The sequence below is a fragment of the bacterium genome, assembly GCA_036382775.1.
In the GTDB taxonomy this organism is placed as follows: Bacteria; Hydrothermota; Tepidihabitantia; order SM23-42; family JAOAFX01; genus DASVHD01.
In genome coordinates this window covers 67435-84282 of record DASVHD010000046.1, presented here as the reverse complement: position 1 = coordinate 84282, position 16848 = coordinate 67435, and the positions used below count along the sequence as shown (strand labels likewise).

Below are 16848 nucleotides of genomic sequence, written 5' to 3'. Positions count from 1 at the left end.
TTCTCACCGGACCTTTAGCGTTGACAACGCCAGCATGAGGAAGATCAGTCCCACGATCCAGAACCGGACCACGATCTTGGGCTCGCTCAGACCCTTGAGTTCAAAATGGTGATGGAGTGGCGCCATCCGGAAAAGCCGTTTGCCACCGGTCCTGCGGAAATAAAAAATCTGCAGGATCACGGAAAGCACCTCAATGACAAAGGCGCCGCCCACGATCACAAGCAAGATCTCCTGTTTAATAAGGATCGCGACGGTACCGACGATCGCACCCAGGCTCAGCGATCCGGTATCGCCCATGAACACTTGGGCGGGATACGAATTGAACCATAAAAAGCCGATGGACGCGCCCAGCAGAGCCGTGCAGAAAACGGTGATCTCCCCCGCATCCTTGATGAATATGACATTTAGATAACTGCTTATCCCCATGTGCCCGGCCGCATAGGAAAGCACGGCATAAGCAAAGGCACCGATCGCGATCAGCCCGATCGCCAGGCCGTCAAGACCGTCAGTCAGGTTAACCCCGTTGGAAGCGCCGACCACGACCAGCCCGACGAACAGCGGGTACACGACGCCGAAGCTTATCACGTAATTCTTCAAAAAGATCAAGTTGGTCTTGGTCGCATAATCCTGGGGTCCGAACCAGTACAGGAATGCACCCAAACCAAGGCCAAAGATAACCTGGCAGAGCAGCTTCACCTTGATCGACAGCCCCCGCGGGCGTTTTTTGAATATTTTTATATAGTCATCCCAGAAACCGAGCATGCCGAACCAGATCGTGGCGCATATCAGGATCACGATATTATGATTCGTCAGGTCCGCGAACAGCAGGACCGCAACCAGCAGCGAGATCAGCACGATCAGTCCGCCCATTGAGGGTGTTCCTTCTTTTACCCGGTGTTTCTCCGGCACCTCGGCCCGGATCCTCTGGACGATGGACCGGGACTTGAGGAAAGAAATGAACCAGTTGCCGAAAAGCATCACGATCAGGATCGCCACGATGATCGCGTAGGCGCTGCGGAACGTGATATAGCCGAACAAGCGGAAAGGTCCGAATACATCCTTCAAGGGATAGAACAATAAGTATAGCATTCCTCAACTCCTTACCAGTTCGGAAACGATCTCTTCGAACTTCAGCGCACGAGAGGCCTTGACCAGGATCAGCTCATCACCCTGCAGCCGCTCCAGCAAGTAGTCGACCAGGTTCATCATGTCGGTAAAATGTCTGCCTCCGAAATGCCGCGCCACGCGGCCACAGGTCAATAGTAAGTCGCAGTGCTTCCGGGCGTGATCACCGATCTCCCGGTGATATTTTTCGGTGTCGTTACCCAGTTCCAGCATGTCGCCCAGGACAAAGACCCGGCGCCGGGAGATCAGGCTCGCAAAATCGATGGCCATGCGCATGGAAACGGGATTGGCATTATAAGTGTCATTGATGATCAATAGGCCATTGTTCAATAGGGACTCCATGCGTCCGGGTTCGGGCCTGGCTTCCTGAAGCGCCGACTGCTGATATTCCGCTTCGATGTCCAGCCGGGATGTCAGCACGAGCGCGGCCAGGCAGTTGCTGACATTCCCCGCCCCCAGCAGCGGCGTGTTGAACCGGCTGCCTTCGAACGTGAACGCGGAGCCATGCTCGGTCAGTACGACGTCGCTCAGCATACGCTCGGAAAACCGGTGGATCGTTACCCCGTTTTCCGGTCCGCGGATCGTTTCACCGACCACGCCAAAGCCATTAGCCGGGAGCGCGCGGATCAACGTCATTTTCTCGCGCTCGACCTGTTCGCAAGTGCCAAGGCCGGTCAGGTGCCCGGGACCAATATTGGTGACCAACCCATACTGGGGCTGGCTGATCGCGCACAGGCGCCCGATCTCTCCGGGGCTGCTCGTCCCCATTTCAGCCACGACGAATTCCGTGCTTTCACTCATGGCGAACAGCGTGAGTGGTAGTCCGATCAGCGAATTCTGGTTACCCCGGGTGCTCGTGGTCCGGCATCTTTTTGCCAGTATCGCGGTCGTCAGGTTCTTGACCGTAGTCTTGCCGTTGGTGCCGGTGATACCGATAAGCGGTGCCTTGAACTGTCCGCGGTAGCAACGCGCGAGCTCGCCGAGCGCGGCCAGTGTATCCCGGACGATTATTTCTGCCATGCTGCCGCTTTCCTTTTCCACGACTGCCGTTACGGCACCCCTGCCGATGGCATCCTTTGTAAACAAGTGCCCGTCGGTCCGAAGACCTTTCAGGGCGAAGAAAAGATCGCCGGGTTTTGCCGAACGGGAATCAATGCAGATATCGCGCACCAGTTCCAGGTTCCCCTGCCGGGTCCGGCCGTCCATGATCCTTGCTGCCGCGTCAACGGTCATTACCCGGTACATGCGTCCTTCCCCTGTCTGCCCCGGCTTGAATCCATGCGGCTGGTCCCTGCCAGGATCTCCTTTACCACCTTCACATCGTCAAAATCGATCGTCGTATCCTTCAGGGTCTGGTATTCTTCATGACCCTTGCCCGCAATGACCACGACATCGCCGGGCTTTTGCTGGTTCAGCGCAAGGGCGATCGCCTCCCGCCGGTCCGCGACCGCCTGATAACTGCCCTTTTTCATCCCCTGCTCAATATCGCTCATGATCGCCCGCGGGTCCTCACTGCGCGGATTATCTGACGTAATAATGCTGTGGTCAGCATATTGTCCGGCGATCTTGCCCATTTGGGGTCTTTTGCCCTTATCCCTGTCCCCGCCGCAGCCAAAAACGGCAATGAGCCTTCCCCGTGTGTATGGCCGCAGCGTTCTGAGGACGTTCTCAAGCGCCTTTGGTGTATGGGCAAAATCCACGAACACGTTCTCGGCCGCCTTTTCCATGCGGCCCCGGATGGACTGGAGCGATCCCAGTCCCCTGACAATACTATCCCCGGGCAGTCCCATCGCGCATCCTGCGGCATACGCAGCAATGATATTATAGCAGTTGTATACTCCGATCAGCGGGGAGTGAATAAGATGATCTTTCTCCCGATCAGTCACCTTCACGTCGACACCCTCGATACTGTGCCCAACCAGTTCGCCTTTCATGTCGGCGCCATGCTCCATGCCGAACGTAAGCGATCTGGGCACACCAAGCTGTGCGATATCGGCGCTGACGGCATCGTCGGCATTGTACACCGCGTACCCGTCCGGGCCGAGCAATTGAAATAGGCGAAGCTTTGCCTGCTTGTAGTTATCCATCGTCCGGTGATAATCAAGATGGTCCTGAGAAAGGTTGGTGAATAGGGCAAGGTCAAAGACCACCTGATCGACCCGCTGCAAGCTCAGGGCGTGAGATGAGACCTCCATGACGATGTCGCGCGAACCTTCGCGGTAGAACTGGTCAACGAGCCTGAAGATATCAAGGCTTTCCGGTGTCGTGCGCCCGGCCTTGACCGCGGTCTTGCCCATGTAGAAGATCGTACCGATAAGACCGGCCGGTCGGCCGCAGGCGGCCAGGACCGAATGGACCAGAAATGCGGTGGTCGTCTTGCCGTTGGTGCCGGTGATGCCGATGTAGTTCACCCGTTCATCGGTACGGAAATATTTCTTTGCCAGCCCGCCCATTGCCGCCCGGCTGTCCTCAACGATCACCTGGGGCAGATCAATATCCACCCTCCGCTGGGTCAACACTGCGCAGGCACCCGATGCCTTGGCGTTGGCGACGAAATCATGTCCGTCGGCATGAATACCGGTGAGTGCGATGAAGAGCGTACCCGGTTTGACTTTACGGGAATCGAATTCCATCGCCTTCACTTCAACGTCCTGGAAATTGACCGGCTGAGCCTTGATGCCGTTGATAAGTTCAGCGAGCCGCATAATCCACCCCGTTCATCTGGCACAGGCTCTGGGCGACCCGCTTGAAAATGGGTGCCGCGATCGTGCTTGCCCACATGCCTTTTTTCGGCTCATCCAGCATCACCGCGATCAGGTATTCCGGCTCATCGGCCGGGAAAAAACCAACGAATGTCGTTATGATCTGACTATTGGAATAGATACCGTCGATGACTTTCTGGGCCGTACCGGTTTTTCCGGCGATCTTCACGCCGTCGATCCGCGCTTCCGCACCGCTGCCTTCATCAACAACGCTGCAGAGGATGTTTGTGATGCGCGACGCGATGTCTTCGTCCACCACGCGCCTTATGCGCAGCGGTCGCGAGCTGTACCGGCTCCGCTTGTCCTGCTTGATCTCCCGCACGATCAATGGTTTCTGAAGGACGCCGCCGTTGGCGATCGCCTGATAAGCAAAAGCGAGCTGCAACAGGTTGCACGTGACGCCCTGGCCAAAGGACAGCGTCGCATACTCGATGTCCCTCATGTTTTCCGGGTCAGCCAGGCGCCCCTTTATCTCACCGGGGAACTCCAGTCCGGTCGGCTGGGTGAATCCGAAATCCTGGATGAGCATGAAAAAATCCCGCCGGTCGAAGCCTCTGGCGGTCTTTACCATGGCAACATTGCTGGAATGAGCGATCGCCTGCCGCAGCGAGACCACGCCGTAATTCTTGAAGTCGTTGATCCTGTGCCCGTTGATCTCGATCTTGCCTCCGTCGGTGTTGATCACGTCATTCTCTTTCGCGCCCTTCAGCAGGGCGTAGGTCAGGGTCGTCAGTTTGAAGGTCGAACCCGGCTCAAACTCGTCGCAGATCACGGTATTGCGCGGGCTGCCGTTCTGCCTGATATTCACCAGCGCCAGGATCTCGCCCGTGCGGGGCTGAACTATCAATCCCGCGGCTCCCAGCGCTTCCTCCTGAGCCATGTATTCCTTCAGGTTCGTGTACAGGATCGTCTGCATCTGCAGGTCGATCGTCAAATAGATATCGCTGCCCGGTTCCGGTTTCTTCTCCGGGTAATTGTAGTAGGGGAAGATCTCGCCCGTCGGGTCCTTTTGATAAACGACAAACCCGGACTTGCCGGCAAGGTACTCGTTGAAATAGAGCTCCAGGCCCTCAAGCCCCTGGTTATCGGCGCCGCAGCTGCCAATCAGGCTTTCGAACATTACCCGCATGCTGTACTCGCGGTTCAGGTCATGGGCAAATCCCAGGCTCGGGTCATCCAGCGCCAGGTATTTTTCCTTTTTCGCCAGGTCGACCTTCTTCTCGACCCAGAAGAATTTCCCTTCGCCGACGAGGTGTGCAAAAGTGTCGCGCGGTTTTCGTGTCAGGACCGACAGCTCGCGCGTGAGATTTTTCTTGTCCGGCGAATAGCGGGGCGTGCAGAACATGGAAAAACAGGCCTCCGAAGTCGCCAGGGGCAGGCCGTTCCGGTCGTAGATATTGCCGCGGGTCCCGCACAGAATTATCTTTTTCTGATGCTCTTTGTTAGCGATGGCGGCGTAGTGCCGGTACTTTATGCACTGCATGAAGAAAAGATAGCCGAAGAAGATCGCGGAGATCGCGAAAAGGGCGAAATTAAAAAAACGGGTACGCTTCATTTGATGATCCCCAGGATATCTTCTTTTTCGGGGAAAACAAAGCCGCGGGCTTTAGCCTCAGTCTCGATCCGCGCCAGATTGCTTTGCTCCATGAGCTTTACTTTCAATTCCTTTTTCTGCGCCTCAAGCTGGCTCAAACGGTTTTTCAGTCCTTCTTTGCGGATCTCGATCTTCACGAGCTGGCTTTCGATATAGACGAGCGCGAACAGGTATGCGACGATCGCCAGAAAGATGGCTAGACCGCGCATCGCTCCCCCACTCTCAGCTTAGCACTACGCGCCGACGGATTGCCGGCCGCCTCAAGAACGGATGGTCTGATCACCTTTTTATTGAGCCGCACCATTGCGCCCGCGTTTTCCTGCTCGCGCAGGACGACCTTAACGATGCGGTCCTCACCCGAATGGTAAGAGATCGCGAGCAGGCGCGCGCCGGTCGCCAATACTTTCAGCGCCCGCGTCACGCCCTCGCGCACGTTCGTCATTTCGTCGTTTACCCAGATCCGCAGCGCCTGGAAAACCCGGTGCAGGTTCTTCTTCAAAAAGCGCCGCGGCACGGTCTCGGCCACCAGGTTCCTCAGGTCCATGGTCGTGCGCAAGTCGGTCCGGTTCGCCCAAATGAGTTCCGCGAGCCGCCACGCATTGCGCACGTCGCCATAATCCTTGAGAACGCGCGCCAGGTCATGCTTGGATGCGACCTTGAGCTTTTGTGCCAGGACCGGCGTTTCCGGCGCCATGTGCATCAGCAAGCCGCCCTCGCGCTCAAAACTGAAACCGCGTTCCGGGGTCGTAACCTGATGGTACGATACGCCAAAGTCAAAAAGAATGCCGTTGACGGCGCGGATATTATGACTTTCGAGAATTAAATCTAAATTGATAAAATTTGCCTGGTGCAGGCTGAGGCGCTGGGCATATGCCGCGGTCCGTTCACGCGCGGTCGCGATCGCCTCAGGATCCCAATCGATGCCGATGAACCGGGCATTTGCAGTAGCCTGCAGCATTGCGTAAAGATGACCTCCCCCTCCGACCGTGCAGTCGCAATAGACACCGTTGTCCTGGAGGTTCATCCAGTGCAACACTTCCGGTTCCAGTACCGGCTGGTGGAATTCCATCAGCCCATGAATGGTTATTGGAAACTTTTTAGTGCGGCTCTTCTTGAGGGATAGATCTCAAAAGGATAGAATCCGTAGAGCCGGAGGATGTTTAGCAAGTATGGCGACACGTTCACCAGCTTGATGTCCCCGCCAAAACCCTTGAACTTTTTCTGGTAGTCGATAAACCCGCCGACCACCTTGTAGTTCATGTGGGTTACCCGCGAGAGGTCAATGATGATGTTGAATTCGCCGTTCTCGATCATGCCCTTCATCTTCCCTTCGATGGTGCCGAATTCATCTTCGTTAATTTCACCGTTCGGCAGGAAGAACGAGACCTTCTTATTCTTTATTGCTTCGATGGTTTGGACCTTCATTATGCCTCCTTAAATCTTCGATGGTTTCTGCATCATCCTGATAGTGCATATCAACGCTCTTCTTGTAAACCTCGTATTTCTCCGGTGACCACAGCGTGAAATAATTGATCTCGCCGACTACGATCACGTCCTTGGTTATCCCTGAGTGTTCCAGCAAGAAATCCGGCAACAAGATCCGGCCCTGCGCATCAAGATGGTCTTCCTTGATCCCGAACGTGAAATGACGGCGGTACCGGCGCGCCTGTGCTTTGTCCATGGATAGCGTCGTTAATTCGCTGGCTTCGATCTCTTCCCATGTTTTAAGCGCATAGACGGAGATCTCGCCGTCATATCCAGGGGTCAGCACGAGCTTCCCTTCTGATTCGTGAAGCAAGACGTTGCGGAATTGGCTCGGAATAGCCAAACGTTTCCGGTCGTCGACCGCATGTTGAAAAAATCCTCTAAATCTAATATTCCCCATTTTTCCCCATTTAGTCCCATTTTATACATAATTAGTACTTTGTCAAGAGGGAAAATGAACATGAAATATTCAATAACGTTATGAAATTACAGCATATTTTAGTGTTGGATTAACTGCCTCTTCTCAATTTTATATATAATAAACAAAAATAAATAGAAAACGAGAGATCCCGGGGTAAACGTTATCGCCTTGATTGCCGTCTAATATTATATATAGTTATGGGCTATCAAGAAAAAACGCATATGAAAGGAAATCATAAATGACGAAAAAAACTTTTTTATTGTGTGTGGTTCTGGGGATTGTCGGTCTATGCATGACTTTTTCGCTTGCGTACGCTCAAGAAAACGAACCGGGGATGGCCAGCCGGGCCGGTGCGGTCATAACGGGCCGCGTCCTGGAATCAAAATCAAATAATCCCCTGGAGTATGCGAATGTCATGCTCTTGGCTGCGGATGCGCAAAAACAGATCTCGGGCGCCGCCACGAACAAGGACGGGAGCTTTTTCATTACCGGTGTAAAACCTGGCATGTACCGGGTCGAATTTTCTTACATGGGGTTCAACGCCGCTACCAAGGACCTTGTGGTGGACGCCGAACAGTCAAAGGTTGACATGGGAACGGTCCGCCTGGAACGCTCCGTGATCTGGGTCGAAGGCGTGCAGGTAATTGGTGATGAACCGGAGATGGAATTCAAGATCGATAAAAAGGTCATCAACGTCAGCAAGACCTACACATCGGCCTCAGGTACCGCCGTCGATGTTCTGGAAAACGCGCCGTCGGTATCCGTCGACATCGAGGGCAATGTCAGCCTGCGGGGCAGCACGAATTTCACGGTACTGATCGACAACCGCCCTACCCTGCTGGAGCCCAGTGATGCGCTGCAGCAGATCCCGGCCAGTTCCATCGAGAACATCGAGATCATCACCAACCCGTCGGCCAAGTATGACCCGGAAGGCGTTGCCGGCATTATCAACGTGGTGACCAAGAAGAAAAAACTTCCCGGCATCAACGGCACCGCGAACCTGAATCTCGGACTCGATAACAAATACGGCGGCGATTTCCGCCTGAACTACCGCAAGTCAATATTACAGACCCATATCGGCGTCAACTATGACAACACGGTTTTCAGCGGAACATCGTGGCGGCAGAATGTCACGACGCTTAACGATACCGCTTTCCATAGAGACGCGGAAGGCGAAACCGACTTCGGCCGGAAATTCTACGGCATTCAAGGCGGCATTGACGTCAATGCCACGCCCAATGACATCGCGGCCGTGGAATTCGAATGGCGTGGCCGCAATATGATCCATTCATCGGTTTTAAATTATGACGAATGGACAGTACCGGGGGATACGACCAGTTATATAAGCGAAGACAGCTCGAAGCACGGCGGTTATGGATATTCGATAAATACCGACTATAATCATACGTTCAATAACAATGACCATAGATTGGCTTTGCGGGGGATATACAGCCAGAACAACGGCGACGAGCAGGCTGTCAGCCGGCTTCTCTTGCCCGACCGCAGTATCACTTATGGACAGCGTTCTATCGAGAAAGGCCCGTCCAGCCGGGCGCGTCTGAATGTTGAGTACTCAATGCCGGTCAGGATCGCGGATAAACTTGAAAGCGGCTATCAATTGAACATCAATAGATCGGAAACAACTACAGAAACTTATCAATACGACACGACCAGCAATGATTTTGTTTATCAAGCGGATTACAGCCATTCAGCGAATTACGCCCATTACCTCCAGTCGGCTTACGCCACCTACTCAGGCGAATACGGCAGCATCGGATACCAGACCGGGCTGCGGAGCGAATATTCCCATCGCGACATGAGGCTCATAGACCCGTCAGATCGGTTTCTTATTGACCGGTGGGACGTTTTCCCCACTGCCCATCTTTCATACAAACTGCCGGCAGATCAGCAGGCGATGGCCAGTTACACGCGCCGCATCCACCGCCCCCATGATTGGGACCTTGAGCCCTTCCTGACCTGGATGGATGCCTATACGGTACGCCAGGGCAACCCCGCGCTCCTGCCGGAATACATCAATTCATACGAACTTGGATACCAGAAACGCATCGGCCGGAATACCCTGTCCCTCGACACATATTACCGTCAAACGCTGAACAAGATCGACCATGTTTCGAGCGTATACAGCGCCGATGTCATGCTCAATTCGGTCGACAATGTCGGCTCTGACCGTGCTTACGGCGCCGAACTTATGATGGATTATGACCTCTTTCCGTGGTTCAACTTAAACCTGACCGGCAACTTGTACCAGTACCATCTCGACGGCGTGCTCGAAGGAGATTCCATATCGCAGGAAAGCAATAACTGGTCTGCCCGCCTGAATTCGACTTTAAAGATAAGCAGCCGGGCACGCATTCAGGTCACCGGTTTCTACAACAGCCCGACCGTGACCGCGCAGGGCGAACGGCGCGGTTTTATCATGACCAACAGCGCGCTCAAGATAGACGTGTTCCGTAAACTGCTGACGGCCACGGTCCAGGTGCGCGATATCTTCAATACGGGTCATTTTGAGTTCACGAGCCAGGGCGATAACTTTTACTCTCACAATGAAATGTCGCGCCGGTCGCCGGTCTTCATGCTCGCGTTGAACTACAGCTTCAACAACTATAAACCGGACCGTGTGCAGCCCGAGGAAAATCAGGAAGACATCGAAACGGAAGATAATTTTCAGAATTAAACAACGGGATTCATCCCGCTCTAGTGTAATTTTGTCACTAACAGGGTTTATTTCTGACTGTAAAAGCGGTAGGAATTCCTGCCGGCGGCTTTTGCGCGATACATTGCGATATCAGCTGTTTTCATGAGGTTCTGCACATCATCTCCGTCCGACGGGTACAGGCTGATGCCGATACTCGCGGTTGTTGATATAGGGTTGCCGTTTATCTCAAAGGGCTTTTTAAAGGCATCCAGGATCCTCTGCGTAAGCTTTTCCGCATCGCCGATGTTGCCCAGGTCCGGCGCCATGAAAATGAATTCGTCTCCACCCATGCGGGCTACCGTGTCGATCTCCCGCACGACGCTGGCCATCCGCCGGGCGATCAGTTGCAGCAACTGGTCACCCGCATCATGACCAAGGGTATCATTGACATCCTTGAAATTGTCAACATCGAGCATCATGATCGCGATCAGCAGCCGGAACCGGCTGGCCCGGCCCAGCATGACATTCACGCGATCATTGAACAACTGCCGGTTGGGCAGACCGGTCAGGGCATCATGGTATGCCAGATAGTTCAGCCGCTCCTCGGCTTTTAGGCGATCCGTTATATCCCGCTGGATCGCCAGGAACCCAATGATGTTGCCATCCTTATCAATGATGGGATTCGCTGAACTTTCCATATGGACGAGCCTTTCGCTTTTTGTCTTGTTGACGATCGTCCCGCGCACGATCTGCTTGCTCAACAGCGTTTTCCAGAACTGTTCGTAATCCTCCTTCTTCATCATCATGCTCTTGAGGATCCGCGGTGTCGTCTTGCCGACAACTTCATTAACCGTATAGCCGTAGATCCTGGTGAATTCAGGATTGATGAACGTGATCATCCCCTGCCGGTCGGTCAGGAACATAATCTCACCGGACGCTTCAACCGCTTTTTTCATTTTTATCAGATCGTCCTCCGCTTTCCGGCGCTCGGTGACATCGCGCGAAACATGGACCATGTAAGTGACCCTGCCGTTTTCACCGGTCAGGGGCGTGGCTGAAACTTCAACGACCAGCTTCCTGCCGTCCCGGCAAAAGTGGACATGGTCAAAGGTCGCTTGCTTGTGGTCCTTAAGTGAACCAAGAAGGGGACAGGAGTGATCAAATTCATTACAGGCTGAATCGCGCTGGTGCGTGATCTCGTAGCAGTGTTTACCCTGCACCTGTTCGGCGGTGAGCCCGACTTGATCGAGAAACGCCTGATTGAAACCGACGATGGTAAAACTATTGACATCGATGATCGTCACCGCATCACGCATGCTGTTCAGGATCAAGTTCTGGATATCCGTGTGCGCCGCTAAGAAATTTGCGTTATTATTGCCCATGGCGCTTTTTTCACTCAATCGATGATCCCGCAGGCATCCGGGAGGTTCATCATTCGATCTCCCCAATGCGTATTCCCGGCATAGGCGGCATCCAGGATGTAGTAACCTCCGCTCACGAGAGATCCATCCGTACTTAATATCTTGCGGGCCTCGTCGGTCTTGGGTCTTAAGGCCAGGGCTAGATGGTTCGGCCAGCTCACGAAGACGATATCTTCATCGGCATATCCAAGAACTGCCTTTAGCAGGCTGTAAAGTAACACGCTGCGGCCGTCGCAGTCATTTTTTTTGTCCATGAACTGCCTGGCAATGCTGCGAATGGGCAGGCCGCTGTCATACGTAAAGATCTGTTTCGACTGGCAGAATTTGTACAGGAAATTGACGCGGTCATACTCGCCCAGATCCCGCGTCAGCGCCTTCAGCGTGTCTGCGATGCCGATCGCGGCCAGCTCTTGCACGCCGCAGCGGGCCGCACCGTAAAGGCTCGGTGGCAGGTTGCGCGTCCATTCCAGCAGCTCATCCGGGATCAGCGCGGTTATCGCATAAGCAGTGCCTTCGCAGTCCCATGCCAGCCGGAGTTTCCTGATTTTCCCGCCGCCGAACCGGGGCAGGTCTTCGCAGACCGGGAACGGCTGCAGGTTGGCGCCCCTGCTTTGCGGGCTCGCGTACGTGGAGCGGGGATCATCGGATACCAGCTCTCCGACCGGTGTTTTATCATCGAATTCTTTAAGATAATACCTGCGGCCGTCTTTTTCGATCCAGGTGCCTTTGCGCACCCACCAGTCGTCGCTGAGACACAACCCCAGATAACACTCGTCACTATTGCAAAAGACCTGCACATCCCACCCCAGTCTTTGCATCAAAGCTGCCGTGGCCGCGGTGCTGCTGAGCTTATTGGTTTTTTCGTGGGCGATAATTTCTTCCAGCGATAAAAGCTGTTCCGGCGCCAACCGGTCAAACCTGGAAAAGTGGGCGATGATCAACAGCAGCATGCCGATCGGATTGCGGTCGACGTGCCGACAGGAAAAAACCGAATCCCAGACCGCGAGTGCCCGTGGTGACACCTGCTGGTACGATAACGTAAAGACGCCGTTGATATTCGGTATTTCTGTTTGCTCAGCATGCAAAAACGGGGATCGGTCATGCAGAAACGACAGGACCCAGCAGACAACAGCCAGCGTTGTCACCCGGGTCCGGAGTTGCAGCCCTATATTCATGCGGGCCGCCGTTATTAGTTTTCCTTTTTAGCCAGGCTTTCTATCTTCTGTACAAGCTCGTCGATCTTGGATTTCAGCTTTTCTTTCTCAGCCTTTGCGATCTTGACCCTTACCCGTATCAACAGGTACACAACGACCAGCGCGCTGAGCAACTGAGGGATGACCACGAACCAACCCGCCTTGGCGATCAAGGCGATGACCAGCGCGACGAAAGAAAGCACCAGTACTGTTATCAGTCCTTCAACCATCGACAATTATATTCATAACACACCGGCTGTCAAGGCGACAAGGACCGGTGCAGCGTGCTTAAGAATGCTCTGTTTTTTTTAAGCTCTTCGTAAGAGAAGAAAACCACGCCCCCGAAATCGTCCCGGGACACCGTTGATACCTGGCGGTCGATGACCTCCAGCGGCTGGTTGTACAGACCAAGGCCAACCATGACCCGTTCAGGTTCCTGCACCGCATTTCTTACTTTATCCAGAAGGGGATCAATATTCCGCTGATATGCCATCAGGCACGCGAAATCCAGATAACCCGCGTTGAGCCAGGCGGGCCAATCCTGATAATATTCGTCGCGCGCCGCGGCGTAATCAGGTTTGACCGCCGCTGAAAGGTACACACCCTTGCCGGTATTCCTGATGGCGCTGCTTATGTCTCTGATCAGCAGCGTAAGGTCATTCTGGATGTACGAACCGTAAAGCGCACTGATGTCGCTGCATCCCCACAGGCCGAACCGCTCCTGCGGGCTGCTCTCGCCCTCGACCGAGAGCGGATCGATATAATACTCGCGCATGAACTTCGTCCTCAGCGCATCGTCATATTTGTATGTGGACTTTGGATACCGGACATAATCAAGATGGACGCCGTCGAAATCATAGGTATTGATGATCTCCATGATCACGGATATAAGATAGTTCCTTACCGAGGGATTGGCTGGCGATATATAATATCCCTCCAGCACCATGGCTCTCAGATCGTCAGCGCTGTGTTCTAATATCGAATTTTTATCCCGGTCAACGACATACCACTCCGGGTGCGACACGATTGGGTGCTTCGCGTCCGAAGGCGGCGGCGCATACCCCCAGGAATAGAAAACATTGACCCACGCCGAGACCTTGATATCCCGCTCGTGAGCTGCCGCGATGAAATCGGTCAACCACGAACCCGAGACGTTCCTGCTCGGGGTATAGACCGAAGGATAGTAAGCCTCGCCATTCGCGAAGATCTGCAGGAAAATATGGTTGAACCGTCCATCCAGGACTTTGAAGATCTTTTGCTGATCTCCCAATGACCAGCGCGGGATCCAAACGCCCCGGAAATCGAGATTAGCTGATAAGAGAAGAATGAACAGCATGCACCATACTTTATTCACGCCGATAAAAAAGTCAATCCCGTTACTTGCAGTTATTGGTTAAATGGTAACTGGTGAATGGTTAAATATTCAACTATTTAGCTTTTTGACTTTTAACTATTTAACCTTTTAACCATTGTGTTTTTGTTATCATCTTGACAATACTGGCATTATTATGTAGTATGTTTGCATATGCCGAAAAGCAATCGTCGCCGCATCTTGTTCGTCAGTCATGTGCAGTACCGGTTGATCATCGGCGTGATGGCGCTGCTCATTATCGTGTCGACGGTCATCGCCATCGCCGCGTTGGTTATCCTGAAAAACAATTTCGCCGGCACGATCTCGCCGACCTTCTCGGTGATCATCTTCACGGGGATCACGCTGGTCCTGTACGCCTTGAGCTTATGGATGATGATCCTATGGTCGAACCGCATCTATGGTCCGGTCCACCGGTTGGGAAACTACATCCAGCGTTTGTGCCGCGGCGAGAGAACCGGTGAGATCAAGTTCCGCAAGGGCGATGCGCTCGACGGCATTACGGAGATTTTTAATGAGCTGAGCCACTCGCTGGAACGAAATCTCACGTACGACTACAAAGAGCTGGCTCGGATCTTCACCGATCTTGAGACGGTGCTGGACAAGATCCACAACAAGGAATTGTCAGACCGCGAAGTTTACGACGCGCTCCAGCGCATCTCTAATCGCATCGCCAAGGCGCTGGATATAACCTCCGAAACTCTGCAAAAAATAGACAGCCGGCAGCAGGAAACGGCGCAGAGCTGATACCGCATACCGGTTGGTATTGGTGGAACTAAATGTTTTTTTCTTTCGGTTGACTATTTGAAAGCGCCGCGTACCAGTTGACCGACCTCGGCCGGCGTCTCTCCCACCTTTATCCCGCATTCTTCAAAGATCTTTATTTTTTCCGCAGCCGTGCCTGAAGTCCCGGAAATGATCGCGCCGGCGTGACCCATCCGTTTGTCGGCGGGCGCGGTCTTTCCCGCAATAAAACCGAACACCGGTTTCTTAACGTTCGCCTTGACGTAGGCGGCGGCATCTTGTTCATCGCGTCCGCCGATCTCGCCGACCACAACCACGGCTTCGGTCTTTTTGTCTTTGGCGAAAAGTTCCAGGCAGTCAATGAACTTTGTGCCGATGATGGGGTCCCCGCCGATACCGATGCAGGTGGACTGGCCAATACCGGATTTAGTGATATGATCAACGATCTCATAGGTCAACGTGCCGCTGCGGGATATCACTCCGACCGGGCCTTTCTTAAATATATTGCCGGGCAGAATGCCCACCTTCGCCTCGCCGGCCGATACGAGACCCGGCGAATTTGGTCCGACGATGCGGCATTTTTTGTCTTTAATATATGCCATGATCCTGACCATTTCTATGGTCGGGACGCCTTCTGATATGCATACGATCAGTTCGACTCCGGCATCGATCGCTTCGAACATGGCGGCGGCGGCGAATTTTGCCGGTACGAAAATGACCGACGTGTTGGCGCCGGTCTTATTGACCGCTTCGGCGACCGAGTTGTAGACCGGTACCCCGTCAACGCTGGAACCGCCCTTGCCCGGCGTCACTCCGGCGACCACGTTCGTGCCGTATTTCATCATCTGCTGGGTATGGAATGTGCCGTCCCGCCCGGTGATTCCCTGGACGCAGAGTTTGGTTTTCTTATTGATAAAAATGCTCATGAACGCTCCCTTACCTATTTTAAAAGCTCAATCGCTTTTTTCGCACCCTCTTCCATGGTCCGTGCGAAAACAAGATTCGCGGTTTTGAGGATTTCCATCGCCTTGTCTTCATTCGTGCCGGTCAGCCGGGCAACGATCGGCTGCTTGAGCTTCAAAGCTTCTTTCGCCTGCAGTATGCCATTGGCGACATCATCGCACCGAGTGATCCCGCCGAAAATATTGAAGAATATCACTTTTACGTTCTTGTCCTTGATCAGGATCTCCAGCGCGTTCTTTACTTTTTCCGGGGATGAGGAACCGCCGATATCGAGGAAATTCGCCGGTTCTCCGCCCACGTGTTTCACCAGGTCCATGGTCGCCATGGCCAGTCCCGCGCCGTTGACCACGCATCCGATCGATCCGTTCAGCCGGATGTAAGTAAGGTCGCGTTCCCGCGCGAGCAATTCATTTTCATCCTCGCTTTCGCGGTCGCGCATCGCCTCGACATCAGGATGGCGGAAAAGCCCGTTATCGTCGAAATTGATCTTAGCGTCGAGCGCGATCAGACGCCCGGTTTTATCGACCACCAGGGGATTGATCTCGGCGATCGAGGCGTCGAGGTCAATGAATAACCGGTACAGTTTCTGGACAATGCCCGCGCATTCCATGGCGGTCTTGACATCATCGTACAGGAACCACCCGACTTCGCGCGCTTTGTGCTCGAGCAATCCCACCAGCGGGTCGGCATAGACCTTGTAGATCGCTTCCGGCTTTTGCCGGGCGACCTCTTCGATCTCCACGCCGCCTTCTTTGCACGCCATGACCACGGTCTTCTTCTCGCTGCGGTCGACAACGAACCCAAGGTACGACTCGTGCGCGATCCCGATGGCCTCGGAAACCAGGACCTTTTTAACCGGGATCCCTTTGATCTGCATGCTCAGGATCCTGGTCGCATAATCCTTTACTTCATTATCGTTCCTGGCGACCTGGATGCCGCCGGCTTTGCCTCTGCCGCCTACCATTACCTGTGCCTTAATCACGCAGGGCAGGCCGATCTCCTTGGAAGCCGCGACCACCTCGTCGACCGAAAAGCAAACTTTTTCTTTCGGTACCGTAATTCCGTATTTTTTAAAGATTTCTTTTGCCTGGTATTCGTGTATTTTCAATGTGTCC

At 53.8% G+C, this 16848-nt stretch carries 16 protein-coding genes; 2 read left to right on the top strand and 14 right to left on the bottom strand.

The window, feature by feature from the left end; translation table 11 throughout:
• Window positions 1–3 precede the first annotated feature (3 nt).
• From mraY to VF399_11730, 8 genes are read right to left on the bottom strand one after another with little or no spacing between them, the layout of a single operon-like run.
• Window positions 4–1089, bottom strand: coding sequence for a phospho-N-acetylmuramoyl-pentapeptide-transferase (gene mraY / locus VF399_11765; protein ID HEX7321016.1), 1086 nt, complete (start codon window positions 1087–1089; stop codon window positions 4–6).
• Window positions 1090–1092: 3 nt separating this feature from the next.
• On the bottom strand, window positions 1093–2370 hold the full coding sequence (murF, locus tag VF399_11760; protein HEX7321015.1) for a UDP-N-acetylmuramoyl-tripeptide--D-alanyl-D-alanine ligase: 1278 nt from the start codon (window positions 2368–2370) through the stop codon (window positions 1093–1095).
• On the bottom strand, window positions 2358–3830 hold the full coding sequence (locus tag VF399_11755; GenBank protein ID HEX7321014.1) for a UDP-N-acetylmuramoyl-L-alanyl-D-glutamate--2,6-diaminopimelate ligase: 1473 nt from the start codon (window positions 3828–3830) through the stop codon (window positions 2358–2360). Before VF399_11755 ends, murF begins: the two co-directional genes overlap by 13 nt.
• Window positions 3817–5442, bottom strand: coding sequence for a penicillin-binding protein 2 (locus VF399_11750; protein HEX7321013.1), 1626 nt, complete (start codon window positions 5440–5442; stop codon window positions 3817–3819). Before VF399_11750 ends, VF399_11755 begins: the two co-directional genes overlap by 14 nt.
• Window positions 5439–5690 carry a hypothetical protein gene (locus VF399_11745; protein HEX7321012.1) on the bottom strand — a complete coding sequence of 84 codons (252 nt, stop codon included), beginning with the start codon at window positions 5688–5690 and terminating at the stop codon, window positions 5439–5441. The genes VF399_11750 and VF399_11745 overlap by 4 nt, the downstream gene beginning before the upstream one ends.
• The gene (gene rsmH / locus VF399_11740) at window positions 5678–6550 is read right to left on the bottom strand and encodes a 16S rRNA (cytosine(1402)-N(4))-methyltransferase RsmH (protein HEX7321011.1); all 873 of its coding nucleotides are present in this window, start codon (window positions 6548–6550) and stop codon (window positions 5678–5680) included. Before rsmH ends, VF399_11745 begins: the two co-directional genes overlap by 13 nt.
• Window positions 6551–6564: 14 nt before the next feature.
• A complete protein-coding gene (locus tag VF399_11735) occupies window positions 6565–6906 on the bottom strand; it encodes an STAS domain-containing protein (protein ID HEX7321010.1) in 342 nt (113 codons plus the stop codon).
• On the bottom strand, window positions 6872–7366 hold the full coding sequence (locus VF399_11730) for a division/cell wall cluster transcriptional repressor MraZ (protein HEX7321009.1): 495 nt from the start codon (window positions 7364–7366) through the stop codon (window positions 6872–6874). The genes VF399_11735 and VF399_11730 overlap by 35 nt, the downstream gene beginning before the upstream one ends.
• A gap of 259 nt (window positions 7367–7625) precedes the next feature.
• On the opposite strand from VF399_11730, the gene VF399_11725 reads away from it, so the two are divergent.
• A complete protein-coding gene (locus VF399_11725) occupies window positions 7626–10082 on the top strand; it encodes a TonB-dependent receptor (GenBank protein HEX7321008.1) in 2457 nt (818 codons plus the stop codon).
• A 47-nt stretch (window positions 10083–10129) separates the two neighbouring features.
• Here the strand turns inward: VF399_11725 and VF399_11720 are convergent, their stop codons facing one another.
• The 4 genes from VF399_11720 to VF399_11705 are packed head-to-tail and all read right to left on the bottom strand — an operon-like array spanning window position 10130 to window position 13993.
• Window positions 10130–11443 (bottom strand): diguanylate cyclase, encoded by a 1314-nt coding sequence (locus VF399_11720; GenBank protein HEX7321007.1) that lies wholly within the window; start codon window positions 11441–11443, stop codon window positions 10130–10132.
• Window positions 11440–12639, bottom strand: a complete 1200-nt coding sequence (locus VF399_11715; protein ID HEX7321006.1) for a hypothetical protein — start codon at window positions 12637–12639, stop codon at window positions 11440–11442. The genes VF399_11720 and VF399_11715 overlap by 4 nt, the downstream gene beginning before the upstream one ends.
• A 14-nt stretch (window positions 12640–12653) precedes the next feature.
• Window positions 12654–12887, bottom strand: coding sequence for a hypothetical protein (locus tag VF399_11710; GenBank protein HEX7321005.1), 234 nt, complete (start codon window positions 12885–12887; stop codon window positions 12654–12656).
• A 29-nt stretch (window positions 12888–12916) separates the two neighbouring features.
• The gene (locus tag VF399_11705) at window positions 12917–13993 is read right to left on the bottom strand and encodes a family 10 glycosylhydrolase (protein ID HEX7321004.1); all 1077 of its coding nucleotides are present in this window, start codon (window positions 13991–13993) and stop codon (window positions 12917–12919) included.
• Between the two features lie 189 nt (window positions 13994–14182).
• Between VF399_11705 and VF399_11700 the strand changes: the two genes are divergently transcribed.
• Window positions 14183–14773 (top strand): hypothetical protein, encoded by a 591-nt coding sequence (locus tag VF399_11700; protein HEX7321003.1) that lies wholly within the window; start codon window positions 14183–14185, stop codon window positions 14771–14773.
• Window positions 14774–14826: 53 nt separating this feature from the next.
• Here VF399_11700 and sucD read toward each other — a convergent pair whose 3' ends face one another.
• Window positions 14827–15696, bottom strand: coding sequence for a succinate--CoA ligase subunit alpha (sucD, locus tag VF399_11695; protein ID HEX7321002.1), 870 nt, complete (start codon window positions 15694–15696; stop codon window positions 14827–14829).
• A 14-nt stretch (window positions 15697–15710) separates the two neighbouring features.
• Window positions 15711–16841: an ADP-forming succinate--CoA ligase subunit beta gene (gene sucC, locus VF399_11690; protein HEX7321001.1), complete on the bottom strand. Its 1131-nt coding sequence runs from the start codon at window positions 16839–16841 to the stop codon at window positions 15711–15713.
• Window positions 16842–16848: the final 7 nt, after the last annotated feature.

Bases quoted from the DNA above. Each gene is read 5' to 3' on its own strand.
- VF399_11700 (HEX7321003.1), top strand. From the start codon at position 14,183: ATGCCGAAAAGCAATCGTCGCCGCATCTTGTTCGTCAGTCATGTGCAG.
- VF399_11755 (HEX7321014.1), bottom strand. From the start codon at position 3,830: ATGCGGCTCGCTGAACTTATCAACGGCATCAAGGCTCAGCCGGTCAAT.
- VF399_11725 (HEX7321008.1), top strand. From the start codon at position 7,626: ATGACGAAAAAAACTTTTTTATTGTGTGTGGTTCTGGGGATTGTCGGT.
- VF399_11730 (HEX7321009.1), bottom strand. From the start codon at position 7,366: ATGGGGAATATTAGATTTAGAGGATTTTTTCAACATGCGGTCGACGAC.
- VF399_11710 (HEX7321005.1), bottom strand. From the start codon at position 12,887: ATGGTTGAAGGACTGATAACAGTACTGGTGCTTTCTTTCGTCGCGCTG.
- mraY (HEX7321016.1), bottom strand. From the start codon at position 1,089: ATGCTATACTTATTGTTCTATCCCTTGAAGGATGTATTCGGACCTTTC.
- rsmH (HEX7321011.1), bottom strand. From the start codon at position 6,550: ATGGAATTCCACCAGCCGGTACTGGAACCGGAAGTGTTGCACTGGATG.
- VF399_11745 (HEX7321012.1), bottom strand. From the start codon at position 5,690: ATGCGCGGTCTAGCCATCTTTCTGGCGATCGTCGCATACCTGTTCGCG.
- VF399_11715 (HEX7321006.1), bottom strand. From the start codon at position 12,639: ATGAATATAGGGCTGCAACTCCGGACCCGGGTGACAACGCTGGCTGTT.
- murF (HEX7321015.1), bottom strand. From the start codon at position 2,370: ATGTACCGGGTAATGACCGTTGACGCGGCAGCAAGGATCATGGACGGC.
- VF399_11735 (HEX7321010.1), bottom strand. From the start codon at position 6,906: ATGAAGGTCCAAACCATCGAAGCAATAAAGAATAAGAAGGTCTCGTTC.
- VF399_11750 (HEX7321013.1), bottom strand. From the start codon at position 5,442: ATGAAGCGTACCCGTTTTTTTAATTTCGCCCTTTTCGCGATCTCCGCG.
- VF399_11705 (HEX7321004.1), bottom strand. From the start codon at position 13,993: ATGCTGTTCATTCTTCTCTTATCAGCTAATCTCGATTTCCGGGGCGTT.
- sucD (HEX7321002.1), bottom strand. From the start codon at position 15,696: ATGAGCATTTTTATCAATAAGAAAACCAAACTCTGCGTCCAGGGAATC.